Below are 26,520 nucleotides of genomic sequence, written 5' to 3' on the forward strand. Positions count from 1 at the left end.
ATGTCTGTTTTAAGCGGTAAAAAAGTATTACTCGGTGTTTCCGGAGGAATTGCCGCATATAAAACAGCAACGTTAGTTAGACTACTTATAAAAGCAGGTGCTCAGGTTCAGGTAATCATGACACCTGCTTCTAAAGATTTTGTTACTCCGTTAACCTTATCCACACTTTCCAAGAATCCGGTTTATTCTACTTTTTTAAGCGAAGAAGGAGAAAACGCCGAATGGAACAACCACGTGGATTTTGCACTTTGGGCCGACTTAATGGTCATCGCTCCCGCAACTGCCAATACGCTTTCCAAAATGGTGAACGGCAATTGTGACAATCTTTTAATTGCTACTTATTTATCGGCGAAATGTCCTGTTTATTTTGCTCCGGCAATGGACTTGGACATGTACAAACACAGTTCCACTTTAGCCAGTTTTAAAGCGCTGAGAGACTTCGGAAATATTATCATTCCTGCAGAAACCGGTGAATTGGCAAGCGGACTTTCAGGAGAAGGCCGAATGGCGGAACCTGAAAATATCGTCGCCTTTCTGGAAAAAGATTTGGAAAGTAAACTGCCTTTAAAGGGCAGAAAGATATTGGTTACTGCCGGACCAACTTATGAAGCGATTGATCCTGTCCGTTTTATCGGAAATCATTCCACGGGTAAAATGGGGTTTGATATCGCCAAAGCGGTTGCCGATTTGGGCGCCGAAGTGATTTTGGTTTCCGGACCTACGCATTTGCAATTGAAACATTCTTTGGTTACAATAGAAAGGGTGACTTCAGCACAGGAAATGTATGAGGTTTGTCATCGTTATTTTAATGAAATGGATGTTGCCGTAGCCGCAGCTGCCGTAGCGGATTACCGCCCTAAAAATGTGGCCTCACAGAAAATAAAAAAGAAAGACGATACGTTATCCGTTGAGCTGGAAAAAACAAAAGACATTCTTGCTTCGCTTGGTGAAATAAAAAAGCAACAGTTTTTAATAGGTTTTGCATTGGAAACCGAGAATGAAATTGAGCACGCCAAGCAAAAAATTCAGAAAAAAAACTTAGATTTGATTGTTCTTAATTCGTTAAACGATGAAGGTGCCGGATTTGGTAAGTCTACCAATAAAGTAACGTTTATCGATAAGAACTTTTCGATGGAACCCATGAATCTTAAATCGAAAGAAGAAGTAGCTCAGGATATCGTTAATAAAATAGTAGAACATTATGCGTAATTGGATTATAACAGGACTTTTATTCGTTTCATCTTTTGGATTCAGCCAGGAATTAAATTGTTCGGTAAAAGTCAGCTACGATCAGATTACAGCGGCCAATGTTCAGATATTCAAAACATTGGAGCGTTCCCTTGGTGAATTTGTCAACAATACCAAATGGACCACCCGAAATTTTGCGAATAACGAGCGTATCGATTGCAGTATGTTTATCACGATTCAGTCCTATGAATCGAATGAATTTCAATGTACACTACAAGTGCAGTCTTCAAGGCCGGTATATAATTCGACTTATTCCTCACCAGTGTTTAATTTTAACGATAAGGAGTTTAATTTCAGATACCTGGAGTTCGAAAACTTTGTTTACAATCCAAACAGTTACGATTCCAATTTAATAGCAGTTATCGCTTTCTATGCCAATGTTATAGTTGGGTTGGATGCCGATACGTTTTCCAATCAGGGAGGAACCAAGTTTCTCGAAGGCGCCGCCAATGTTGCCAATTTGGCGCAGTCAAGTGGTACAGCCGGTTGGACACAAACCGAAAAAAAACAAAACCGTTATTACTTAATCAACGATTTGCTTTCCAATACTTTTACGCCTTACCGCGAAGCTTTATACGAGTACCACTATTTGGGAATGGATAAAATGGCGGAAAATACCAAAATCGCTAAGGAGAATATTGTGAAAGCAGTTCAAACCGTTTCCAAAATTCACAGTGTTCGCCCCAATGCTTTTATAACCAGAATCTTTTTTGACGCAAAAGCTGATGAAATTGTTTCGATTTTTTCCGGTGGTCCCAACGTAAATGTTGTGGAATTATCGGAAACACTAAATAAGGTTTCGCCATTAAATTCTGCAAAATGGAATAACATAAAATTCTAAATTTGTGTTTTAGACCATTCTTCCAAAGACACAAATTATGCTGATACAATTATCCATTAAAAATTTCGCTTTGATAGAACAGTTGGAAATGAATTTTTCCAATCAGTTGTCTATTATTACCGGTGAGACAGGAGCAGGGAAGTCCATTCTTTTAGGCGCTTTAGGCTTGGTCTTAGGGAAAAGAGCAGATTTGACCTCACTGAAAGATAAGGAACAGAAATGTGTGATTGAAGCACAGTTTCAAATCGACAAATACAATTTACAATCGTTTTTCGCTGAAAGTGATCTGGATTATGAAGACGTAACCATCATCCGAAGAGAAATTCTCCCGTCCGGTAAATCACGTGCTTTTGTAAATGACAGTCCGGTAAATCTGAATGAATTGCAGGAATTGGGTGAATTTTTAATCGACATTCATTCGCAACATCAAACCAGGGAATTATCGGAAGAAGCTTATCAGATTCAGATTTTGGATGCGATTGCCGGAAATTCAGCAGTTTTGTTGGAGTATAAAAATAAACTTTCGGAATATAAATCAACCAAAAGTCAGTTAAAAAAACTGATTTCCGAAAAAGAAGCATTAACCAAAGAACAGGATTACAATTCGTTTTTGCAGGAGGAATTATTGGCTGCCAATTTAAAATCCGGAGAACAATCGGAACTCGAAAGCATTTTTGAGAAACTTAATAATGTGGAGTTCATCAAAGAAGCCCTGGACAAATCATTGGCTCTGTCAAATGAAGAGCAAATCGGAATCATTCAAAACTTAAAAGAGGTTAAAGCGTCATTGCAGAAAATTGCCGGATTGTCTTCGGAATTCAATGAATTATCTGAACGCGTTTCCAGCGTACTGATTGAGTTTGATGATATTGCAACCGAACTTTTCAATCAATCCGAGAAACTGGTTAACGATCCGGAACAGTTGGAATTGGTGAACCAAAAACTGCAAACCATTTATTCGTTACAGAAAAAACATCAGGTCAATTCGGTAGAAGAATTATTGGAAATTCAAACCGATTTGGATAGCAAAGTGGTTTTGGCCGATGATTTGGAAAACACCATTCACAAATTGGAAAACACAATTTTGACAATTAGTAGTGATTTAGATCGGTTAGCCGAAGCGATTTCCAGTAACAGAAAGAATGCGGTACCGGTTTTAACGGATAAGATTACTTTTATTTTAGCACAACTCGGAATGCCCAATGCCCGTTTTCAGTTTGATATGAAAGCGACGGAAACCTATACTGTTCTTGGTAAAGACGAAGTGGTTTTGCTATTCTCAGCGAATAAGGGAACCGATTTTGGTTTGCTTAAGAAAGTGGCTTCCGGAGGGGAATTGTCCCGAATCATGTTGGCAGTAAAAGCCATTTTAGCGGAGTATTCCAAATTACCAACCATAATCTTTGATGAAATCGACACCGGGGTATCAGGTGAAATTGCACATAAAATGGGCGGTATCATGAAAGGAATGAGTAAGGAAATGCAGGTGTTTGCCATTACCCATTTACCCCAGATTGCAGCAAAAGGACAGCAACATTATAAAGTATTCAAATCCATCCAGGGTGAAAATACCGTCTCCGAATTGAAATTATTATCCGACGAAGAACGAATAGTGGAAATTGCCGAAATGCTCTCCGGTAAAGACATTTCCGATTCGGCGCTAAATCATGCAAAAGCCTTGTTAAATTGATTTTTTAACTTACTTTTGTTACGCTTTAGTATACGCAAACAACAAACCGAAAATAGAAAAAATAAAAAATTAGGACATGATTATAGAACCTAGAATGCGAGGATTTATTTGTTTGACCGCTCATCCAAAAGGGTGCGAACAAAACGTAAAAAATCAAATAGAATATGTAAAATCAAAAGGTAAAATTAACGGACCAAAACGTGTATTGGTTATTGGTGCTTCCACCGGATTTGGTTTGGCTTCGAGAATTACAAGCGCTTTTGGTTCCGACGCTTCTACAATAGGTGTGTTTTTTGAAAAACCGCCAATGGAAGGTAAAACCGCTTCTCCGGGTTGGTACAATTCTGCCGCTTTCGAACAGGAGGCCCAAAAAGCTGGGTTGTATGCTAAAAGTATCAATGGTGATGCGTTTTCCAATGAAGTGAAAGAGCAAACCATCGCTATGATTAAAGCCGATTTGGGTCAGGTTGATTTGATAATTTACAGTTTGGCTTCGCCGGTTCGCGTGCATCCTACTACGGGAGTTACACACCGTTCGGTTTTGAAACCAATTGGAACTACTTTCACCAATAAAACCGTTGATTTCCATACCGGAAATGTATCTCAGGTTTCCATTGAACCAGCTAACCAGGAGGATATCGATAATACTGTTGTGGTAATGGGCGGTGAAGACTGGTCAATGTGGATGGATGCCATGAAAGAAGCCGGTGTTCTTGCAGAAGGCGTGACCACTGTTGCTTATTCTTATATTGGGCCTGAAGTTACAGAAGCCGTATACAGAAAAGGAACTATCGGTAGAGCCAAAGACCATTTGGAAGCTACAGCGTTCGAAATCACCGACAAATTAAAGGATATTAACGGAAAAGGATATGTTTCGGTAAACAAAGCCTTGGTAACACAAGCCAGTTCAGCCATCCCAGTTATTCCATTGTATATTTCATTGTTGTATAAGATTATGAAAGAGAAAGGAATTCATGAAGGTTGTATTGAGCAGATACAAAGATTATTCAGCGAAAGATTATACAGCGGTACCGCAATTCCAACAGATGAAAAAGGCAGAATCCGAATTGACGATTGGGAAATGCGCGCTGATGTTCAGGAACAAATCGCAAAATTATGGACAGAATCCACTACAGAGTCACTTGTTGAAATTGGCGATCTTGCTGGATATAAACAAGACTTTTTAAACCTGTTCGGATTTGGATTTGAAGGGGTGGATTATCTTGCAGATACAGACGAAATGGTTCAGGTACATAGTATTATGTAAGTAAAAACCGTATTAAATGTTATAAAACTCACGCTTTGTCGTGAGTTTTGTGTTTTATGTCTATTTTATGTTAAGGTTATGTTTTTTGTTATTAAATTTATACTTTAATTCAAAAAAAGCAACATGAAAAAAATTACTTTACTTTTCTTTGCGCTCTTCTCATTTTTAGCGAATGCGCAAGTGCAGGTAGGTTCAGGAACAACCAATATTACAACGGTTCCTGTATCTTCTTGTTGGGGATATTCTTATACCCAACAGCTGTATTTAGCTTCCGAAATAAATACCAGTGGTAATATTACGGAACTAAGTTTTTATTATGAGTCGGGAGGACCGGCTGCTAACAGTACGGGGTGGACAATTTATCTTGGCCATACCACAAAAACTATCTTTTCTTCCACTACAGATTGGGAACCGTATGCAAACTTAACTCAGGCTTATACGGGTACGGTTACTTATCCCGGAGCTCCAGGATGGATGACCATTACACTGGATACTCCATTCAATTATAACGGATCGGATAATCTAGTGGTGGCTGTAGACGAAAATACTGCTGATTATACCTGTTCGGTTAATTTCAAAGGTTTTGCCGCCACAAACAGGGGTATTTACTACAGAAATGATACTACCAACCCTGATCCGGTTACACCTCCTACAGGTACAAGAACAAGTACTATTGCAAACATTATATTGGGAGGCATTGTGCCAACAAACCCGCCTGTTTGTACTGCTTTAACGACTCCTGCAAACGGAGCGGTTAATGTTTTTGGAAGTGTTGTTTCATGGGCTGGCGCCTCAGGTTCTCCATTAGGTTATTTGGTTAATGTAGGAACATCCTCCGGTGCTACAGATGTATTGAACAATCAGGATGTAGGTAATGTTTTATCTTACGATTTGGGTACATTAAATCCTGCAACAACATATTACGTAACGGTTATACCATACAATGATAATGGTGAAGCCTCAGGTTGTACAGAGTCTTCTTTTACAACATGTGATGTAAATGCCGTACCTTCAATTGAAAACTTTGCGACTTATGTCCCTACATGTTGGATTGAAGCGGATAACGGTGATACTACGTTAGGACCTGCGACATTTGGTACTAGTTCATGGGCGGCTGACGGGTTTTTAAACAGCGGTACTACCGGAGCAATGAAAATTCAAATTGATGGTGCTACTGATAATGATTGGATCATATCGCCACTTTTTAGTATTCCTGCAACAGGTTATGAATTAAGATATTCCGTTGCTGCCACACAAAATGGTGGGACAGGAGCTCCATCGCCAGCATGGGAATCAGATGATTCTGTTGAGCTTTTGGTTTCAACAGGAACAGCTAACTGGACAGTTTTGCATACTTACAATGATACGAATGTGCCGTCTTTCTCGGGAACATCCAATACATTTGACTTAAGTGCTTATGCAGGTCAGAATGTAAGATTCGCTTTCAGAGGTATTGAAGGTGTGGATAACGGTAGTGCTAATATCGATTTCTTTATTGATGATTTTGAAGTTCGATTAACTCCGGCATGTCCTGAGCCTTACGCATTAGGCGCAAATACAATTACATCTGATTCTGCGAATTTGTTTTGGACAGCCGGTGGTTCTGAGAATACTTGGAATATCGAATACGGTGCAACCGGATTTACTCAAGGTACAGGAACAGTTGTGAACGGGGTGGCAAATCCACATGTTTTAAACGGATTGACGCCAAATACAGCTTATCAATATTATGTTCAGGCTGATTGTGGTGGTTCAGGAGCAAGTTTGTGGGTAGGGCCTTTCAGTTTTACTACACCATGTGTTCCATATTCCATTCCTTATTTTGAAGGTTTCGAAGCTGGGTATACTCATAACGTTACTGTTGCCGGATGTTTGTCACAAGCTTCTGTAACGGGAGCGGCAACTTGGACAGCAAACAATACATTAACAACATACAATAGAACACCTAGAACAGGAGCATGGAATGCTTTCTTGCAATATTCTAATGAAGATTGGTTGTTTATTCCTATTGATTTAACATCTGGTACCAGCTATACGGTTTCTTTATATGCTCGTCAGGATGGAGCAACTGCTGCAAATTCAAACATGGCTATTAGTTACGGAACTTCAGCATCAGCTGCGGGAATGACTAACGTAATTGTACCGGCTACAGGTATTATTAATGGCGATTACCAGCAAATTATTGGTTCATTTACTCCAGCTGCTACCGGAGTTTATTATGTAGGAATTAAAGGATTCATGAACGGCACACCTTGGTATATTTCTTTAGATGATATTTCTATCGATCTAACTCCGGCATGTGCACCACCATTAGGATTAGCTGCGAATTCAGTAACTGATTCTTCAGCTGCTTTAACTTGGACTGCAACTACAGGAAATTATCAGTATGTGCTAGACAATAACCCGTTAGATCCAGCAGGAGCAGGTACCGATTTAGCAGGAGAAGTATACAATGCTTCCTCTTTAACGCCTTCAACTACTTATTATTTCCATGTGAGAACAGATTGTGGCGCTGGAACGTACAGTACATGGTCTACCGTTTCATTTACAACTTTGGCAACACCTCCTGCAAATGATGATTGTACAAATGCAATCGCGTTAACTCCGGGCGGGGTGTATAGTGACAATCCAATTGACGGAACTAACGCTGGAGCTACTACTTCAAGTCAGACTGCTCCAACTACTTGTTTCGGATTTAGCGGAAGAGATGTTTGGTATAGCGTTGTTGTACCAGCCAGTGGAAGTATCACTATTGAAACAGGAACTCCTGTAGGTGGCGGTGCAGGTATTGATACTGTTATCACTGCTTACACAGGTGATTGTACTACTCCGGTACAAGTTGGTTGTGATGATGACGGTGCAACTGAAACAGCAGTAGGTTTCTCAAGATTATCATTAACCGCTCAAACTCCTGGTGCTACAATTTTAATCAGAGCTTACGAATATAACAATGACACTGTCGGAAACTTCGGAATTTCAGCGTATGACGCATCGTTAAGTACGGGTTCTTTCGATTCAGCTTCATTCAAAGCGTATCCTAACCCTGTTAAAGATGTGTTGAACTTATCCTATTCCTCAGAGATTTCTTCAGTGGAAGTGTATAACATGTTAGGTCAAAAAGTTATTACTAAAAATTTAAATGTTGCACAAGGACAAATTGATATGTCAAATCTTACTTCAGGGAACTATATTGTAAAAGTTACTTCAGAAGGTTTAACAAAAACAATTAAGGTTGTAAAACAATAATATTTTCATTATAATTCAAAAAGGTGGTCAATTGACCACCTTTTTTTGTTAAAATTCTTGCAATTTTATTTATTTCATGTAAATTGTCATGGTTTTATAAAATAAATACTATGAAAAAAATTACTTTTTTACTTTTTTTGTTTTTTATTGGTCTGCAAATTAATGCGCAGTCAATAGTGGTTGGTGCAGATACGGGCACCACTACAAGTACGGGCAACGACCCTATCGATGGGTATTATGAAGCTTTCAGGTATCAGGTTGTGTACACCGCATCTGAACTAAGCGCCTCTATGACACCTTATGATGAGATAACAGCTTTAGGTTTTTCCATTGCGGCTGATTACGCAGGAGGTGATTTGTTAGGGTACACCATTAAAATGGGACATACCGCTGCTACAGATGCTGCCACACATAGTAATTTAGCCACAACCGTGGTTAAATCGCCATTTAATTATAATCCGACAGTTACCGCGGTTGGAGCATTTGATATGATCGTATTTGATACGCCATTCGTATGGAACGGGGTTGATAACGTAATTATTGAAATCTGCTCTGATGGTCCTAATGCTTATACGGCTCCTTACGGAGAAGTTAGGGTTACCGCCAGTGTTGCAAACGGATCAAGATTTTACCGAGTAGATGGCGGAACGGCTTGTGGTGTAAATACAAGCACTACGAATGCGAACAGACCGGTAATTCAATTTGATTATGTTGACGGAACGCCACCATCGTGTCTGGCTCCTTCAGCTGGAACGGCATCTTCTGTTACTACAATGAGTGCCAGTTTGGGATGGACTCCGGGTGCAGGCGAATCTTTATGGAATATCGAATGGGGAGTGTCTGGTTTTACTCAAGGTACCGGTACGGTAGTTAACGGAGTGACAAATCCTCATCCATTAAATGGATTAAGTGACGCAACCACATACCAGTTCTATGTTCAGGCTGACTGTGGCGGATCTGGATTAAGTACTTGGAGCGGTCCATATAGTTTTACTACCCCGTGTAATGCAGCGGATGTTCCTTATACTCAGGATTTTGAAAGTGCAACGACACCTGCAGCACCACTTTGTAATTTAATCGTTAACGAAGGAACCGGAAATAATTGGGCAACCACTACAGTAACAGATTCTTATGGTTTTAACGGTAAGATTTTAAGATACACTTACAATGGATCGAATCCTGCAAATTCATGGTTTTTTACCCAAGGGGTTAATTTGACAGCTGGAACTTCATATAGAGTATCGTATGTTTACGGAGGTACAGGTTTTTATGCTGAAAAAATGAAAGTTGCCTATGGAACTTCAGCTTCAGCAGCTGCCATGACAATTCCTTTAGCGGATTATCCTAATATTATGGAAGATACGGCAACCAATGCCTTTGTGGATTTTACGCCAGCGGCAAGCGGGGTTTATTATTTTGGTTTCAATGCTTATTCTGATGCAGATATGTTTTATCTGAACTTAGATAACATTGTTGTTGATCTTTCCCCATCTTGTTTTGCTCCAACTGCTTTAAATGCTACGGTTTTGTCTTCGGATTCGGTTAGTTTATCATGGACAGCAGGTGCAGGAGAATCTCTTTGGAATATCGAATATGGTCCAAGTGGTTTCACACAAGGTACAGGTACTGTAGAGAGTGGTGTGTCTAATCCTTATGTATTGAATGGTTTAGCAGCTGCAACAGAATACGAATATTATGTTCAGGCAGATTGTGGTGCTGGCGATACAAGTGTTTGGGTAGGTCCATTCCTTTTTGACACAACGCAAACACCAGGTTGTACAACCGTAATCAGTCCTGCTGATGGTGCGATTGACGTTCCAGCTGGCACAATAGTGTTTTCATGGGATGCCCCAACAACAGGAGACCCTGCAGTTTCTTATAATATGTATTATGGTACTACGCCGGGAGATGTTACAAATTTAGTGGGTAACTTTTTAACAACATCTGCTAATATTGATGTAACCGATTTTAATACTACTTTTTATTGGACAATTCAAGCAGTAAATGCAGGTGGTGAAGCTACCGGTTGTGCTATCTGGAGTTTTACAACGGGAGCGGCTCCGGGATATTGTCTTTCAGCTGTAAACGGTCAATGGCCGGGTACTACATATACGCCTGCAACTTGTGATGGTGTTACTGTGAATAATGTTACAACTAATGGTTGGGCAGGTGAGTACTCTTTGGTTAATGTAACTGCTGGAGAAACCTATAAATTTGAAAGTTCGAACGCTACTGATTTTATCACAATCAGTTCTGATGGTGGTGTAACGCCTGACGCTTATGGTACCACTCCGGTTCTTTGGACTTCTACAGTTACCGGGCCGATTCGTTTCTATACTCATTTAGACGATCAGTGTACTTCTGAGGATGTAAGCAGAACGCGTTCCGTTACTTGTGGTGGGGCATTAAGTGCCGCTTCTTTCGATGCGGATTCATTTGAAGCGTATCCAAACCCGGTTAAAAACGTTTTGAATTTAGCATACACCACTGAAATTGCTTCAGTAGCTGTTTACAATCTAGTAGGTCAGGAAGTAATGTCAAAAAATCTAAACGCTGCACAAAGCCAGTTGGATATGTCAAATCTTTCCGCCGGAACTTATGTTGTAAAAGTAAATGTTGACGGATTAGTAAAGACAATTAAGGTTGTGAAAGAATAATAATTTCATTCAAAATAATTCAAAAGCCACTTTTTCAAGTGGCTTTTTTGTTTTTATAGCATTACCTTTGTTAAAATTTAAGTTGCAGCGATGTATTTTTCATTTATTATTCCGGTGTATAACCGACCCGATGAAGTAGAAGAACTGCTAAAAAGCCTAGCAGAGCAGAATTATCATGAAGATTTTGAAGTAGTTATCGTGGAAGATGGCTCGACTGTTCCGTGTAGGGAAGTAGTAAAAAAATATGAGGGAAAATTATTCATTTCCTATTTCAATAAACCCAATTCTGGCCCCGGTGATTCCAGAAATTTCGGAATGAAACATGCCATGGGAAGCTACTTCCTAATTTTGGATTCCGATTGTATTCTGCCTGAAAACTATCTGACTTCGGTTGATAAAAACCTAAAAAAACAGTTTGTGGATTGTTTTGGCGGACCCGATAATGCCTTGGATTCTTTTTCTTCGGTTCAAAAAGCAATAAACTTTACCATGACCTCGTTCTTAACTACGGGAGGTATTCGAGGCGGATCGGAAAAAATAGGAAAGTTCCAGCCAAGGAGTTTTAATATGGGACTGTCTAAGGCCGCTTTTGAAGCTTCCGGCGGTTTCGGTAATATTCATCCCGGTGAAGACCCGGATTTGTCCATTCGTCTTTGGAAGTTGGGATTCAAAACCAAATTGTTCAAAGACTCGTACGTATATCATAAAAGAAGAATCGATTTCAGCAAGTTCTATACGCAGGTCAATAAATTCGGAAAAGCACGACCTGTTTTGGATTCATGGTATCCTAAGCACAGTAAGATTACATTTTGGTTTCCAACGCTTTTTATAGTAGGATTTGTAATTGCATTGATTTTGTATGCCTTTGGGTTTACAATTGCAATTAAAGTATACATCGCCTATTTTCTGCTGTTATTCTGGATAGGTTCTGTTGAAAATATGAGTTTGTGGATTGGCTTTTTAACCGTTTTTGCTGCAATATTTCAGTTCGTGGGGTATGGTGTTGGTTTCCTTCAATCGTTTTTTAAAGTGAAACTGATGAAGCAACAACCGGAAGCGGCTTTCCCGGAACTGTTTTTTAAGAAATAATATGACAAAGATAATCGGACTTACAGGTGGTATCGGAAGTGGGAAATCAACCATAGCCGGCTATTTTAAAGCACTCGGAGTTCCGGTATACATTGCCGATGAGGAAGCACGGAAATTAATGGACCAACCGGAAATCGTTCAGAAAGTACAAGCCGTTTTCGACGAAAATGTAATTGAAAATAATTCGTTAAACCGAAAGAGAATAGCTGAACTCGTTTTTTCAGCACCGGAAAAGTTGAAAAAGCTGAACAGTATTATCCACCCGGAAGTGAAAAAGCACTTCCTGTCATGGGTTAAAGCACATAAAGAATTCCCGTTTGTCATTAAGGAAGCTGCAATCCTCTTTGAAAGCGGAAGTTATAAAGACTGCGATAAGATAATTACGGTTGCCGCACCGCAAGAGGTTAGGATTCATAGGGTTATGAATCGCGATAAAGTTACCAAAGAGCAGGTTTTGGAGCGTATGAAAAACCAATGGCCGCAGGAAAAAAAAACAGCAATGAGTGATTTTGTAATTCAAAACACCGATTTGGAACAATCGAAACAAAAAGTAAGCGAAATTCTTAAAGAATTGAATAAAATGTAAAAAGAGGGGCAGATGTTAATCTTTGGTTAATGTTTTTAAGGTCTAAATGTTAAAATGTTAATTTTGTTTTGATGAATAAAACGCGTTTCCGATTACTTGTTGTTTTGATGAGCTTATCCCTTTTGGGGATAATCCTTGTGCAGTTGTATTGGATTGAAACTTCGTATAAAAATAACGAAGAGCAATTCAAATACCACGTTCAGCAGGTTGTGGGTAATGTGGCAAACAAACTGCAACAGCAGGAAGCCTTTGAGTTTTACAGAAAATACAACAAATTGAAAGACAGTATCGGGAAAGCACCCAAACAAAGTGACTTAAAAGAGTATTTCTTTGTGGAGCGCGATCCCAAAACAAATGAACAAATCATTTATTCGAATACGATTATTTCAGAAGATTACAATTTAAACCGTTCGTTCTTTGATAAAAATGCTGACTCGGTACCACTGAAAAGTTTTGTGGCCAAGCGAAAAACCGAAATTTTTAACGGAAATGTCCTTGATAATTCCGGTATGCAGAAAAAAAGTATGCCCGATGTAACGATTGAAAAATCAGGAAATCTGGACATTTTGGATAAAGCGCAATTTGAGATTTATTTCAAAGACATTGTGGCTTTAAAACCATTGCAGGACAGGATTTCGAAAGAGCGGTTAAATGCCATGCTGGAAAACGAATTGCGTCAATACGGAGTGAAAACACCGTTCGAATTCGGCATATACAGTAATGGACTGGCCACTAAAGTGAAATCGGAAAATTTCAATTACGATAAAAAATCAACGTATAGTATTCCGGTTTTTACCGACAATGACAACGAAAACAAGTACCAGTTACTGGTCAGTTTCCCACAAAAAGGGAAGTTCCTGTTTTCATCATTGGTCGGAATCACATCACTGTCGCTGATTTTTACACTGGTAATCATCGTAGCCTATTTCAGTGCGCTGAACCAATTAATAAAGCAAAAACAGATTTCGGAAATCAAAACCGATTTCATCAACAATATGACCCACGAGTTTAAAACGCCTATCGCAACCATTAATCTTGCTTTAGACGCGATTAAAAACCCTAAAATCATAGAAGACAGAGAAAAAGTACAGCGTTACCTGCAAATGATTCGGGACGAAAACAAACGAATGCACGCACAGGTCGAAAACGTTCTCCGGATTTCAAAACTGGAGCGTAAAGAGTTAGAAATTAGCAAAGAACCAACGAACGTTCACGATATTATTGAAGATGCCATCGAACACGTTAACCTGATTATAGAAGACCGCGGAGGGGTAATCCGCAATCATCTGAATGCGAAGCGAACCACCATTTTACTAAATGACGTTCACTTTACCAACGTGATGGTAAACATATTGGATAATGCCATAAAATATTCTCCGGAAACACCAATTATTGATGTAACCACGGAAAATGTAAAAGATTTTATCCTGATTAAAGTAAGAGACTATGGCGCCGGAATGAGCAAAATAGCCCAAAAAAGAATATTTGAAAAGTTTTACAGAGAGCACACCGGAGACCTGCATAATGTCAAAGGACACGGTTTAGGACTGGCTTATGTAAAAAGAATTGTAGAAGACCATAACGGTCAGATATTTGTAGAAAGTGAAAAAGGAAAGGGAAGTACCTTTACCATAAAAATGCCTTTAATAAATTAAAAGATATGGACGCAACTAACAAAAAGATTCTATTAGTAGAAGATGATCCAAATTTCGGAGCGGTTTTAAAAGATTATTTACTTATAAATGATTTCGACGTTACTTTAGCTAAAAACGGAATGGAAGGTTTCGAAAAATTCAAGAAAGACAATTACGATTTGTGTATTCTTGACGTAATGATGCCTTACAAAGACGGGTATACTTTAGCACGTGAAATCCGCGAAAAAAACAAAGAAGTGCCTATCATTTTCCTTACCGCAAAATCGATGAAAGAAGATGTGCTGAAAGGATACAAAGTGGGTGCCGATGATTATTTGAACAAACCATTTGATTCGGAAGTATTATTGATGAAAATCAAAGCGATTATCATGCGTAAAGCTTCGGAAACCAAAACCGACAATACCAAATTCGAATTCGAAATCGGAAAATTTCACCTGAATTCAAAATTACGTTTCCTAACGTATCCTGGTGACGAACCAATCAAATTGTCGCCAAAAGAAAACGAATTATTGAAAATGTTGGCATTACATGAAAACGATTTGATGCCACGTGAATTGGCGTTGACCAAAATCTGGAGAGATGATAACTATTTCACATCCAGAAGTATGGACGTATACATTGCCAAATTACGTAAATATTTGAAATTGGACGAAGATGTCGAGATTTTAAACATCCACGGCGAAGGTTTCCGTTTGGTAGTGAAAAACAAAGCGGCAGAATAGATAGTTATTAGTTAATACATTATATTGGTTAAGAAGCCCTGAGAAATCAGGGCTTTTTTTGTACAGAAAAAATCAGACCCAATGCCACCTGAATCTGATTGGATTTTTCAAAAAAATCCATATACTCTTTTGCAGTGGTTACTTTGAAACTGGAATAATTATAGTTTACTCCGCCAAATACGGCAACATGATCCATCAGTTCATAACTTATGTTGGTGCCTAAACTGTAACTTGTGCCATAAAAACGGCCATAGCTTTTCTGACCGGTTTTCTGATGAATTGAAGGTCTTCCAATACTAATGTTTGGTTCAACAGTCCATTTAGGGGTTAAATTGTACTCATATTGTATTTTAAGAAACAGGTTGCTGTAATTTGTGGTACTTATGTTTCCTGCTAGGGATTCGTCGGTTACCTTATACTTCATAATGTCATAGCCCACACCAACTTTAAAATCATAATATTTAATGAAATTGTACTGCGTTCCAAATCCAATAAATTGCGGTTCGTTAGCTTTTGAGAGAAAATTGTCTCCAAAATTTGTATGATTGTTTAAAAAGAAAAACAACTGATGATTGAAAGAAAAAGCACGATCTTTTTTTGTTGTTTCTTCTTGTGAAAATAGTGTTTGAGAAAGTAAAAGGGCAATTAGAAGTGTTTTTTTCATCATCATTAATAGTCTAATGTAAATTCAGTTTCGTTGTCAGTACCTATATTGATGGTTTGTTGCAGTGTTGTTATTTGTTGTGTCGCGAAATCTTTCACGTCATATTCCATAATCAGAGTTTGATTTTTGGCAACCTCATGGAAGTAGCTGTCATAGTAATAAAAATTCTCATTATTTTCAAGAGGATTTACCCAAAAAAGACTTTCTGCCGTTTGTCCGATCAGACTGATTCTTTCGATTTGGTTGGCCGGATTTACATTGTTTAGGATTACTTTCAGAAGGGTAATATCTTCCTTTTTGTATAACGTAATGGTATTGGCGGTAAAGGTGTAATCAATGAAATTTGACTTCTTAATATTTATGTAACTTTTATTCTGATAGATATTGTCTTTATCGTAAAATTTCAATTCAATTTCATCTTCATTAATTGGCTTGGGGAAGAGCATTCTAAAGTTGCCGTTGGCATCCGTTTGCGTAAACGAAATTAAATCCTGATCTCCTCCGGAAGGATATATGCCTCCCTGTTGCTCGTTCATGTGAATCCAGACTTCTACGTTGTTGCTTTGGATAGGGTTGTTGTACTTATCGATTAGTTTTCCTGTTACGACAAGTCGTTCTTCGCCTTCATATTGAAGTGTACAACCCAATAAAGAAAAGAGTACAAATAAGAGAAATGCTTTTTTCATTTGAAAAATGTGTTTTCAAAATGTAGTATTTTTTTGTAAAAATTAAATTGCGAAAATGTTATTTTTCTAAGATTAAAGCAAAACAAACCTTCTCGTCTTTGGTTACGGTAAAGAAATCGTTGTTTTCATCCGTGTGAATTTCAACGTTGTCATTCCAGTTCAATTCGCGCAGAAAATTCATTTCGAAATTTTTAAGTCCCTGTTTCAGAATCATTTTCGGATTCAAAGTGTCCAGACACCACTCAAGGTATTTGGTGTTATTCACATGATTGACAATATCCAAATCCGATAAAACCACGGTTCGGTCGGCAATTTTTTTAGTTTCCTGCAAGATGTTAATCCTTGAAAAATTCTCGTCCGTGGCTTTATGTTCGGCAAATTTTTCAAAATGTTCGTGCGGTAGGGCTAACGGTTCCGACTTGCGCAATTGGGTATTGAAAACCACCCAATAGGTTGTCGCTCCCACAATTTTCTTTCCGTCCAGATACATCTCAATATTTCGGATTGATTTGTTGCCTTCCAAAAGTTCAATCCAGGTTTTAACGGTCACCTTATCCTGCCATTTCGGTAAGACATCAATTTCCACCCGAATACGGCTCAACACCCAAGCCTGATGATGTTCCTGCATGTCATTAAAACTCAGTCCACCCAAAATGGAATGTTCCGCAGCGGTGAGTTGTAATAAATTGCACAAGTCAACGTACTTCAAATAGCCGTTTGGAGCGCATTGTGTAAAATTGATTTCCCATCGGTGGGAATATATGGAAGTGAAATCTGGGGATATTGGCATTTTGTATAGTATGGATTAGTTCTTAAATAGTCCTGGGTATTTTTTTCGTAGTATTTCCATCTTTTTTTTCCGCAGTTTAAAAGGAGGTAAGCCGATAGCCATCCTGCGCTCATCTATTTTATGAAAGTCCTTGATTTGTGTGGAATCAACATTATCATAGATTCCATATGAATATTGCCCTGCAAACCTTAACCTGCTATCTATCATGTTGGCTAACAAGTTTGGATCGGCCTGTCCCTTCCGAATGAAATCTAATAAAACGGGTTTAAAGTAGGTAGTGTCGTTAAAATGCATGAGCATAACCGTGATGTCCGTTCTTGATTCCCATGTCGAAGGTCCGATTAAATCTGCATTTGGGTAACCGTATTGTTTAATTATTTCTTTAATACGAATTTCGTTCAGGCTGTCCGTTTTCTGCGCCACCTGCCAGTTTATTGGTTTTTGACGCACTTTTTGATCAGCAATTTTCATTTGAATTATTTCTTCACGAAGCTCCTTATTGATTTTTTTGTCTAAGGCCGCATTGGCCGCACTTGCATAAACTACTAAATTTTTCCATTCCGGATTTTTTTTCAGTGGGGCAAAGATATCACTACTTTCCACATTGCTTAGTTTCATTCCATGATCAACATAACTTTTAAGATAATGGATCGCTTCCTTCTCCTTACCCAACCTCATGCAACATTCTGCCATTATTCGGGGTTCATTAATTTCCTCTTGGTTCAACAAGCCTCCGCAATTGCTTTCCGCCTTTTTTAAAAGTGCATACGCTTCGGAAAACTCATCGCTTAGATAATGTATTTCTGCTTGGTACACCAATTGGTAATAATTTTTTGTATAATCGCAATTGCAGGAATCGTTTTGGTAGCTGGTTAATAGCACGAAACAAAATAGAAATGCTGTAATGTATTTAAGTTTCATGTGTTTAGTTGGAAAATTGTGATTCTGTAAATTGTACTATTTCGGAGAAATCCGTCTGATAATCAAACCATCTGGCGTTCTCGGTTCGCTTAAACCAGGTAATCTGGCGCTTGGCAAATCGTCTCGTGTTTTTCTTGATTTCTTCCACAGCAAAATCCAAAGTGGTTTTTCCGTCGAAATAATCAAACAATTCGCGGTAACCCACGGTCTGTAAGGCATTTAAGTGCTTGTTTGGATAAAGTACACGCGCTTCTTCGATTAATCCTTCTTTTAGCATCAAATCGACGCGCAGGTTAATGCGTTCGTACATTTTTTCCCTGTCGGCTTCCAAACCAATCACGACAGGAGTGAAGTTGCGCTTGTTTTTTCGCAAACCGATAAAAGACGAATACGGTTTTCCGGTGCCGAGACAAACCTCCGCAAAACGTTTCATGCGCTGTGGGTTTTGAAGCGTTTGCGGGTTTTCGGAAAGTAATTTGTTATAGTAATCCGAATCAAGTTCTTTCAGTGTGTTTTGCAGATACGCGATTCCTAACACATCATATTTTGCATTGATTTCTTCCCGTACCGAGGCTTCAATATCCGGAAAATCATCAAAACCTTTCAGTACGGCATCCACATACAAACCGGAACCGCCAACCATTATCTGAACGTTGTTTTCTTTAAAAAGTTCGTCCAATTTGGCAAGTGCTTCGGTTTCAAAATCACCCACGGAGTACGGTTCAAAAACCGATTTGTTTTGGATAAAATGATGTTTGGCAGCGGCTAACTCAGTCGGATTCGGAACAGCGGTGCCAATGCTCATTTCTTTGAAAAACTGCCGACTGTCGCAAGAAATGATCTCACAGCCAAAATGTTGCGCCAATTTAATACTCAACGCTGTTTTTCCGATGGCTGTTGGCCCGATTATGGTAATAAGGTAATTATTCATGGTCTAATTTTTCACCACAATGATGGCAGAATCGGGCGTTTTCATTATCAATTAGAGTAGTGCATGAAGAGCATTTTCTGATGGTTTCATTGGATTTCTGAATTCTTTTCGCCGCTGCAAATTCAGCTGTTACAATACCGGTAGGGACTGCGATAATACCGTAACCCATAATCATGATACAGGAAGCGATAATTTGTCCGAGTGTCGTAACAGGTGCAATATCGCCGTAACCCACAGTCGTTAGCGTAACGATACACCAATAAATACTGGTGGGAATACTGGTGAAACCGCTTTCTTTTCCTTCAACAACATACATGACAGCACCCAGTAAAATGGAAACAATCAATACGAAATAGACAAACACGATAATTTTCGTTCGGCTAGCTTTGATGGCTAATTTCAATTGCGATTCCTGACCCGTAAAATGCACTAAATTCAATATCCCGAACAAACGCAGTAAACGCAATGCCCGAATTACCGACAACATGCGCGAACCCGGAATGAAAAACGACAAATACATGGGCAGAATCGAAATCAAATCGACAATACCATAGAAACTGAAAATGTAGGTGAGTGGTTTTTTATTGCAAAGAATTCGTAATAGATACTCCAAAGTGAAGGAAATCGTGATAATCCATTCGGATACGATAATGAACGAATGGTATTTGGCATCGAGTTTTTCCACCGATTCCAGCATTACCAATAGTACGCTCAGTAGAATAATGCCTAAAAGAATCAAATCGAAAAGACGTCCCGCTACAGTATTTGAACCATAAATGATGATATAAATTTTCTGCCGAAGAATTTCATATTCCGATTTAAATTTTTTCATATATGCAAAATTTATTTTTTAGCGGTCATATATGGTATCGTCTTTATTTATTGTTGATTGCTTACGCAAACTCGTTGTTAATGGCGATTTCATAAAATGTAAGTGATACTTCAAAGTTACTTAAAACCGGACAATTTTAATGACTTTCTTTTTTCGGATGTAGTTCTGAATGATGTTGCGGCTGTCGCGGTTGTTCTGCATCGGAATAATGATGTTTCTCAGAATCTCGATATTGTTAATCTGATAATTCAAATCGTAAAAACAATAGCCCTTGTAAACACCGTTTTCAAATAAAACCGCGCTGCGTTCGTTTACATTTCTTCCATGATCCACAATTACCATGCTCTGATTTTGCAATTGGTTGTTTTCTAGAAAGTGCGTAACTCTTTTATTATAGTCTTCGGGCGATTCCTTTCCTATGCAAGCACCGAAACATTGTTTCAAATCGTATTGAAAACAGCTTTTTTTGGTGTCGTATAATCCGTTGATTTTCTGACAGAACTGATGTTCTTCGGTAATTTTATGCAATATGTTTTTCCCTTCCAAAAGCGTTGAAAAAGAAGTGATTTCTTTCTTACGGCCATCTGTTTTCTGAAGAGTCAAAGCAATATAACCGTCCTTGTTTTTTTCGGCATACAATGCCCATGGGAAAATGGTTTTGCGTTGTGCCCGATTGTATATCGGTCGGTTGATTTTAATTTCTTCACTTTCTTTTAGAAGCGCGATAAGTTCACTGCCAGTTTCTTCAAAAGTCACGGCGAAAACTTCATTCTGAATTTTTTTGGATTTACGCGCTGTATCGGTAAAGTGCTGATTGACACGTTTTTTCATGTTCTTGCTTTTCCCGATATAGATAATTGTTCCGTCTTCGCGATGGATGTAGTAAATTCCGGTTTTGGATGGAATTCCTTCGACAATATCCATTAATTTCGGTGAAATTCCCGATTTGATTTCGATTTTGATGTAACTCTTCACAATCTCTTTTTCCAGATCTTTGGCCAAAAGCATTTTGAAAAGTTTTACGGTCGCCATAGCATCTCCGGTCGCACGGTGTCGGTCGGCCATAGGAATCCCTAAAGCACGGACTAATTTACCTAAGCTGTATGAATGATGTCCGGGAAGTAATTTTTTAGAAAGTTCTACGGTACAAAGGGTTGGCTTTTTGAAATCAAACCCCAGTCGGCGGAATTCGGTTTGTAAAATTCGGTAATCAAAGGAAGCATTGTGCGCTACGATAACACAGTCCTGAGTGATTTCGATAATGCGTTTTGCCACTTCATAAAACTTCGGAGCCGAACGCAACATCGCATTGTTAATGCCGGTAAGCTTCACCACAAAAGGCTGGATCGGAATTTCCGGATTCACCAGGCTAATAAATTGATCTACAACCTCATGGCCGTCGAATTTATAGATGGCGATTTCGGTTATTCCTTCTTCATTATACTGACCTCCGGTGGTTTCTATGTCGAGAATTGCGTAAATAATATTTCTTTTTAACCGCTATGAGCGCTGAGTTTTCGCAAAGGTCGCAAAAAAATCTTAGCGAACATAGCGTAATTTCTTTGCGTGCTTTGCGGTTTAATTTATCTTATGCCAAAGATACTACTTCCTATGCGAACCATCGTACTTCCGCATGCAATTGCGAGATGGTAATCGCCGGACATTCCCATGGATAAGGTCGAAAGTTGAAAGTTGAAAGTCGAAAGCGGCTTTACTTTTTCAAAAATCGCCTTTAAATGTGTGAATTCCTTTTTGATTTGGTCCTGATTATCGGTGAAAGTGGCCATTCCCATTAAACCGATAACTTTAATGTTTTTCATTTGTTTGAACGCTTCAGAAGATATTAATTCTTGTAATTCATTTTCGTCTAATCCGAATTTCGTTTCTTCTTCCGCAATGTAAATCTGAAGCAAACAGTCAATTACGCGGTTGTGTTTTTGAGCCTGTTTGTCGATTTCCTGCAATAATTTCAAACTGTCCACCCCATGAATCAAGTTCACGTATTCGGCCATGTATTTCACCTTATTCGTCTGAACATGACCAATCATGTGCCACTGAATGTCTTTGGGCATTAGTTCCCACTTTTCAGTCATTTCCTGGATTTTGTTTTCCCCGAAAATGCGCTGACCGGCTTCATAGGCTTCCATCAGATCGCTAACGGGTTTGGTTTTGGAAACCGCTACCAGCGTTACATTTGAGGGTAAAGTGGATTTTATATGCTGAAGGTTGGATTGGATTGACATTCTGTTTTATTTAAATTTTGTCATTAACTCTTCATTTCTAAAAAATAATGGGATTTCTCTTTCGTCGAAATGACAAGATTGTGTTGTTTTCTAACTTCTAACTTCATAACTCATACACCACCAAACCACTTCGAAACTTAGGTTCGATATAAGTGCTTTTCGGAGGCATAATCAGGTTTTCGTCTGCGATGGTTTTGATTTCTTTGATATCGATTGGATAAAGCATGAAACCCACTTCAAATTCGCCACCGTCAATCAAATCTTTGATTATCGAAACAGATTGTTTTCCGGGAACATAATCAATACGTTCGTCGTTTCTCAAATCCCCGATTCCCAATAGAGGATGCAGTACTTTATCGTATAAAATCTGGGCGTCGAGATTGTCCAAAATGTTTTTTTCCTCGTGGTTTTCTTTTTTGTAATGCAAAGCATAGAAAGATCCGTCCAGATACATTCCGAATTCGTTTTTATGATGAGGTTTCCACAATTCCTGATCTTTTGTTTCGATATTAAAATTTTCGGACAGTTTTTGGATGAATTCCTCTTTCGACATTCCATTCAAATCGCGAATGATACGGTTGAATTCGTAAATCTTGACATTGCTTTCGGCAATCAGGAAACTCATGAAATACTGCAGGTTTTCTTTTCCTAAATGTTTATCCTCTTCATAAAGTAACTCCGCAGATGCAGAACGATGATGACCATCGGCAATATACAGATTCGGAATCTTCTCAAAATGTTCCTGAAGCCAGTCGATTTCACTTTGGGTATCAATTTTCCACAACGTATGTTTTTCTTTGTTCGTGGTGGAAAATTCATAAATCGGTTTCGTTTTTTTTCGTAATCCGATAAAGGTGTTGATTTCGATACTGTCCGGATAGGTTATCAGTACCGGTTCCGTATTGAAATTCGTCTGATGCAAATAATCTTTGAAAAGCTCCACTCGGTATTGCAGCGTATCTTCATGTTTCTTGATGACGTTCTCCTGATAATCCTTAACGGAAGTTCCGGCAATGATTCCTGTGAACGTTTGGGATTTTGTCTGGATCTCATAAAGATAAAAAACAGGCTGTTCTTCGGTAATGAGAATGTTTTCCTGTTTGAAATCCTGGTATTTATGGGCAACGCCTCTAAAACGCTTGTCCGTCGAAATTTTCTGCAAATTGGCATAAGCAGGATTGATAACGTGTAAAAACGAATACGGATTAAAATTCAACCAGGCAGCAAGCTCGGCCGGACTGTAATCGTCATACGTTCTGCAGGTTACCAAAGCCACTTTATCTGCAATGGGACGAACCGCTTTAAAAGGAATAATTTTTGCCATTTATTGAGGGATAAGTGATTAGAGAAAAGGGATAAGCTATTGACTTCTCCCTTTTCTCTTTTCCCTTTTACATTTATACGAATTGTTTAGAAACTTTCTCTGCTTTTTTACTTTCCGAATAATCGTAGAATCCTTCTCCGGATTTCACGCCTAATTTTCCGGCCATAACCATGTTAACCAATAACGGACATGGAGCATATTTAGGGTTCTTGAAGCCGTCGTACATTACGTTTAAGATCGACAAACATACGTCAAGACCAATAAAATCAGCTAATTGTAACGGACCCATCGGATGTGCCATTCCTAATTTCATTACCGTATCGATTTCCTCAACACCGGCAACACCGTTGTATAAAGTTTCGATGGATTCGTTAATCATCGGCATAAGAATTCTGTTCGCTACGAAACCTGGGTAATCGTTCACTTCGGTTGGCGTTTTTCCTAATTTCACCGATAAATCCATGATGATTTTCGTCACTTCATCGGACGTATTGTATCCGCGGATGATTTCCACCAATTTCATAATCGGCACCGGATTCATAAAGTGCATTCCGATAACTCTTTCCGGATGAACTACTTGTGCTGCAATTTGTGTAATGGAAATGGAAGAGGTATTCGTTGCCAAAATCACATTGTGATTACAAACCTCACTCAATTGTTTGAAGATGTTCAGTTTAAGGGTTACATTTTCTGTAGCCGCTTCCACCACTAAATCACATCCGGTCACACCGTCTTTGATATCGGTATACGTGATAATGTTTCCGATGGTTTTGTGTTTGTCTTCTTCGGAAATGGTTCCTTTTGCAACCATACGATCAAGGTTTGCAGCGATAGTGGCCATACCTTTTTCCAATGATTTTTCGGAAATATCAATTAGTTTTACGGTAAATCCGGATTGTGCAAAAGTATGCGCAATTCCGTTACCCATAGTTCCCGCTCCAATTACAGCTATGTGTTTCATTTTTATGTTAGTTTGTTTTGTTTTACTTTTTAAAGCAATCGATTATCTGATAAGCCACTCTTAAAGCTTCCGTAGCCTGCTCCAAGGTTACGACTGGCTTTGTATTGTTGTTTATTGCATCTGCAAAAGACTCCAATTCATCCAAAATCGCATTGTTCGGTTCCACAGTCGGATTATCGTAATAGATTTGTTTTTTAACGCCTTCCGCATTTTGCAGAATCATGTCGAAATCACCCGGTGTTTCCGGAGCGTCTTTCATACGAACCACTTCGCATACCTTATCCAGATAATCAACAGAGATGTAAGCGTCTTTTTGGAAGAAGCGCGATTTCCGCATGTTTTTCATGGAAATTCTACTCGAAGTAATATTCGCCACACAACCGTTTTCGAATTCGATACGCGCATTGGTGATGTCCGGTGAATCGGAAATTACGGCGACACTGCTGGCATTGATGGTTTTTACTTTTGATTTTACCACGCTTAAAATGGCATCGATATCGTGAATCATCAAATCCAAAACCACAGGAACGTCCGTACCACGCGGATTGAATTCGGCCAAACGATGCGTCTCGATAAACATCGGATTCTGAATTCGGTCTTTCACTGCTTTGAATGCCGGATTAAATCGCTCGACGTGACCCACCTGACCTTTAACGTTGTATTCGTTGGCTAAGGCTATGATTTCTTCCGCTTCTTCCACAGTTGTGGCAATAGGCTTTTCAATGAATACATGCTTCCCGGATTTGATGGACACTTTGGCACATTTGTAATGGGAAAGGGTAGGAGTTACTATATCCACAACATCAACCGCATGAATTAATTTGGCGATGGTGTCGAAACGTTTATAGCCAAATTCGGCAGCGATTTTTTCGGCATATTCCTGATTTTCATCGTAGAAGCCTACTAATTCGTATTTTTCAGATTGATTGAGTAATCGTAAATGTATTTTTCCAAGGTGACCGGCACCTAAAACGCCTACTTTTAGCATAGAAATCTATTTTTTTATTTCATAACAGTTCGGCTTACAGCCTCGAGTGAACAAATGTAATATTATTTGTTTAAAGTTTAATGTCAAAATTTAGTGGTTTTTTGGAATTTTGAATTTGATTTTTGTGAATTTAAAGCCTATTTTTACGAAATAAAACACGCCCAGACAGTGAGAGATTTAGCCAGACATCAAGGACTTCGAAATCAGTTGGTAACCATTTTGGAAAAGAAAGGCATCACAGATAAAAACGTATTGGAAGCCATCCGAAAAATTCCGAGACATTTATTTCTGAATTCGAGTTTTGAAGATTTCGCCTATCAGGACAAACCTTTTCCGATAGGCGCTGGGCAAACCATTTCTCAACCGTATACCGTGGCGTTTCAATCCGAATTACTTCAGGTAAAAAAAGACGATAAAGTATTGGAAATTGGTACCGGTTCCGGTTATCAGACTGCGGTTTTGTGTACGATGGGCGCGAAAGTCTATTCTGTGGAAAGACAAAACGAATTGTTTAAAACAACGTCTCTTTTACTGCCGAAATTAGGTATTCGTCCGAAACACCTGGCTTTTGGAGATGGTTATAAAGGCTTACCGAATTACGCTCCGTTTGACAGTATTATTGTAACGGCGGGCGCACCGTTTATTCCGCAGCCGTTAATGGCGCAATTGAAAATTGGAGGAAGACTTGTAATTCCGGTAGGTGAAGACGTTCAGGTGATGACGTTGCTTGTCCGTAAAAACGAAACCCAGTTTGAAAAACACGAATTCGGTGATTTCCGCTTTGTTCCTTTGTTGGAAGACAAAAACTAATTACAGATTGGAAAGTTTGTTTTTAAGGTTGTCGATTTCCGAAAGAATGTCGGCCAACTGAATTTCTTTTTTTTCTTCCTGAGCGATTTTAATACCTTTTTCTGCCAGTATTTCCGTTACCGCCTGAACGGAATAGGTGTTGAAATCCAGATTGTGCAGCAGTTTTTCTTTGTACCAGGCCACCATCAGCACGGCCAAATCGATTTCAAGCAATTTGGATAAATTTTGGATTTGTATTTCGGTGGGAATGCGTTGTCCGCTTTCAAACTTACTGATCAATGCTTTGTCAATGGAGAGCAAACGGGCTACTTCCGTAGTTTTGAATCCTTTTTGTTCCCGTGCGTTTTTGAGCAGTGTTTTCATTTTAAA

The 26,520-nt window shown here is 38.9% G+C and carries 23 protein-coding genes; 11 read left to right on the plus strand and 12 right to left on the minus strand.

Features of this window, described 5'->3' with window-relative positions:
• The 10 genes from coaBC to BLQ05_RS04025 all read left to right on the plus strand — a co-directional run bounded on the left by coaBC (position 1) and on the right by BLQ05_RS04025 (position 15,001).
• Positions 1-1,209, plus strand: coding sequence for a bifunctional phosphopantothenoylcysteine decarboxylase/phosphopantothenate--cysteine ligase CoaBC (gene coaBC, locus BLQ05_RS03980; protein WP_023576409.1), 1,209 nt, complete (start codon positions 1-3; stop codon positions 1,207-1,209).
• Positions 1,202-2,089: a type IX secretion system protein PorD gene (gene porD, locus BLQ05_RS03985; RefSeq protein WP_035654491.1), complete on the plus strand. Its 888-nt coding sequence runs from the start codon at positions 1,202-1,204 to the stop codon at positions 2,087-2,089. Before coaBC ends, porD begins: the two co-directional genes overlap by 8 nt.
• Positions 2,090-2,126: 37 nt before the next feature.
• Complete coding sequence (gene recN / locus BLQ05_RS03990) at positions 2,127-3,779, plus strand: DNA repair protein RecN (protein ID WP_023576410.1); 1,653 nt, start codon at positions 2,127-2,129, stop codon at positions 3,777-3,779.
• 76 nt (positions 3,780-3,855) lie between these two features.
• Positions 3,856-5,046 carry an enoyl-ACP reductase FabV gene (gene fabV / locus BLQ05_RS03995; RefSeq protein ID WP_035654492.1) on the plus strand — a complete coding sequence of 397 codons (1,191 nt, stop codon included), beginning with the start codon at positions 3,856-3,858 and terminating at the stop codon, positions 5,044-5,046.
• A 123-nt stretch (positions 5,047-5,169) separates the two neighbouring features.
• Positions 5,170-8,292: a T9SS-dependent choice-of-anchor J family protein gene (locus BLQ05_RS04000; RefSeq protein ID WP_023576412.1), complete on the plus strand. Its 3,123-nt coding sequence runs from the start codon at positions 5,170-5,172 to the stop codon at positions 8,290-8,292.
• Between the two features lie 110 nt (positions 8,293-8,402).
• Complete coding sequence (locus BLQ05_RS04005; protein ID WP_023576413.1) at positions 8,403-10,949, plus strand: fibronectin type III domain-containing protein; 2,547 nt, start codon at positions 8,403-8,405, stop codon at positions 10,947-10,949.
• A gap of 90 nt (positions 10,950-11,039) precedes the next feature.
• The gene (locus BLQ05_RS04010; protein WP_023576414.1) at positions 11,040-12,038 is read left to right on the plus strand and encodes a glycosyltransferase family 2 protein; all 999 of its coding nucleotides are present in this window, start codon (positions 11,040-11,042) and stop codon (positions 12,036-12,038) included.
• A 1-nt stretch (position 12,039) separates the two neighbouring features.
• Positions 12,040-12,624 carry a dephospho-CoA kinase gene (gene coaE, locus BLQ05_RS04015; RefSeq protein WP_023576415.1) on the plus strand — a complete coding sequence of 195 codons (585 nt, stop codon included), beginning with the start codon at positions 12,040-12,042 and terminating at the stop codon, positions 12,622-12,624.
• 71 nt (positions 12,625-12,695) lie between these two features.
• Positions 12,696-14,279, plus strand: a complete 1,584-nt coding sequence (locus tag BLQ05_RS04020) for a sensor histidine kinase (protein ID WP_023576416.1) — start codon at positions 12,696-12,698, stop codon at positions 14,277-14,279.
• A gap of 5 nt (positions 14,280-14,284) precedes the next feature.
• On the plus strand, positions 14,285-15,001 hold the full coding sequence (locus BLQ05_RS04025; RefSeq protein WP_023576417.1) for a response regulator transcription factor: 717 nt from the start codon (positions 14,285-14,287) through the stop codon (positions 14,999-15,001).
• 46 nt (positions 15,002-15,047) lie between these two features.
• Here the strand turns inward: BLQ05_RS04025 and BLQ05_RS04030 are convergent, their stop codons facing one another.
• The 11 genes from BLQ05_RS04030 to BLQ05_RS04080 form a co-directional block, all read right to left on the minus strand.
• Complete coding sequence (locus BLQ05_RS04030) at positions 15,048-15,671, minus strand: TonB-dependent receptor (RefSeq protein ID WP_074460089.1); 624 nt, start codon at positions 15,669-15,671, stop codon at positions 15,048-15,050.
• Complete coding sequence (locus BLQ05_RS04035; RefSeq protein ID WP_023576419.1) at positions 15,671-16,351, minus strand: peptidase associated/transthyretin-like domain-containing protein; 681 nt, start codon at positions 16,349-16,351, stop codon at positions 15,671-15,673. The genes BLQ05_RS04030 and BLQ05_RS04035 overlap by 1 nt, the downstream gene beginning before the upstream one ends.
• Before the next feature lie 58 nt (positions 16,352-16,409).
• Complete coding sequence (locus BLQ05_RS04040) at positions 16,410-17,141, minus strand: acyl-[acyl-carrier-protein] thioesterase (RefSeq protein WP_035654494.1); 732 nt, start codon at positions 17,139-17,141, stop codon at positions 16,410-16,412.
• Positions 17,142-17,156: 15 nt separating this feature from the next.
• Entirely contained in the window at positions 17,157-17,957 is an 801-nt protein-coding gene (locus BLQ05_RS04045; RefSeq protein WP_218120815.1) for a CDC27 family protein, read from the minus strand.
• Between the two features lie 109 nt (positions 17,958-18,066).
• Positions 18,067-18,993, minus strand: a complete 927-nt coding sequence (gene miaA, locus BLQ05_RS04050) for a tRNA (adenosine(37)-N6)-dimethylallyltransferase MiaA (protein ID WP_023576422.1) — start codon at positions 18,991-18,993, stop codon at positions 18,067-18,069.
• Complete coding sequence (locus BLQ05_RS04055) at positions 18,986-19,825, minus strand: ion transporter (RefSeq protein ID WP_035654495.1); 840 nt, start codon at positions 19,823-19,825, stop codon at positions 18,986-18,988. Before BLQ05_RS04055 ends, miaA begins: the two co-directional genes overlap by 8 nt.
• A 120-nt stretch (positions 19,826-19,945) precedes the next feature.
• Positions 19,946-21,307: an exonuclease domain-containing protein gene (locus tag BLQ05_RS04060; protein ID WP_035654496.1), complete on the minus strand. Its 1,362-nt coding sequence runs from the start codon at positions 21,305-21,307 to the stop codon at positions 19,946-19,948.
• Positions 21,308-21,408: 101 nt separating this feature from the next.
• Positions 21,409-22,068 (minus strand): YggS family pyridoxal phosphate-dependent enzyme, encoded by a 660-nt coding sequence (locus BLQ05_RS04065; RefSeq protein ID WP_023576424.1) that lies wholly within the window; start codon positions 22,066-22,068, stop codon positions 21,409-21,411.
• Positions 22,069-22,171: 103 nt separating this feature from the next.
• Positions 22,172-23,392: a DUF1015 domain-containing protein gene (locus BLQ05_RS04070; RefSeq protein WP_023576425.1), complete on the minus strand. Its 1,221-nt coding sequence runs from the start codon at positions 23,390-23,392 to the stop codon at positions 22,172-22,174.
• A 73-nt stretch (positions 23,393-23,465) separates the two neighbouring features.
• A complete protein-coding gene (locus BLQ05_RS04075) occupies positions 23,466-24,353 on the minus strand; it encodes a 3-hydroxyacyl-CoA dehydrogenase family protein (RefSeq protein ID WP_023576426.1) in 888 nt (295 codons plus the stop codon).
• A gap of 22 nt (positions 24,354-24,375) precedes the next feature.
• Positions 24,376-25,341 carry a Gfo/Idh/MocA family protein gene (locus BLQ05_RS04080; RefSeq protein WP_023576427.1) on the minus strand — a complete coding sequence of 322 codons (966 nt, stop codon included), beginning with the start codon at positions 25,339-25,341 and terminating at the stop codon, positions 24,376-24,378.
• A gap of 168 nt (positions 25,342-25,509) precedes the next feature.
• Here BLQ05_RS04080 and BLQ05_RS04085 point away from each other — a divergent pair, with 168 nt between their 5' ends.
• Positions 25,510-26,151, plus strand: a complete 642-nt coding sequence (locus BLQ05_RS04085) for a protein-L-isoaspartate(D-aspartate) O-methyltransferase (protein ID WP_035654502.1) — start codon at positions 25,510-25,512, stop codon at positions 26,149-26,151.
• On the opposite strand, the gene BLQ05_RS04090 is transcribed toward BLQ05_RS04085, so the two are convergent.
• A complete protein-coding gene (locus tag BLQ05_RS04090; RefSeq protein ID WP_023576429.1) occupies positions 26,152-26,514 on the minus strand; it encodes a helix-turn-helix domain-containing protein in 363 nt (120 codons plus the stop codon).
• Positions 26,515-26,520: the final 6 nt, after the last annotated feature.

It is taken from the genome of Flavobacterium saliperosum (assembly GCF_900100625.1).
GTDB classification, from domain to species: Bacteria; Bacteroidota; Bacteroidia; order Flavobacteriales; family Flavobacteriaceae; genus Flavobacterium; species Flavobacterium saliperosum.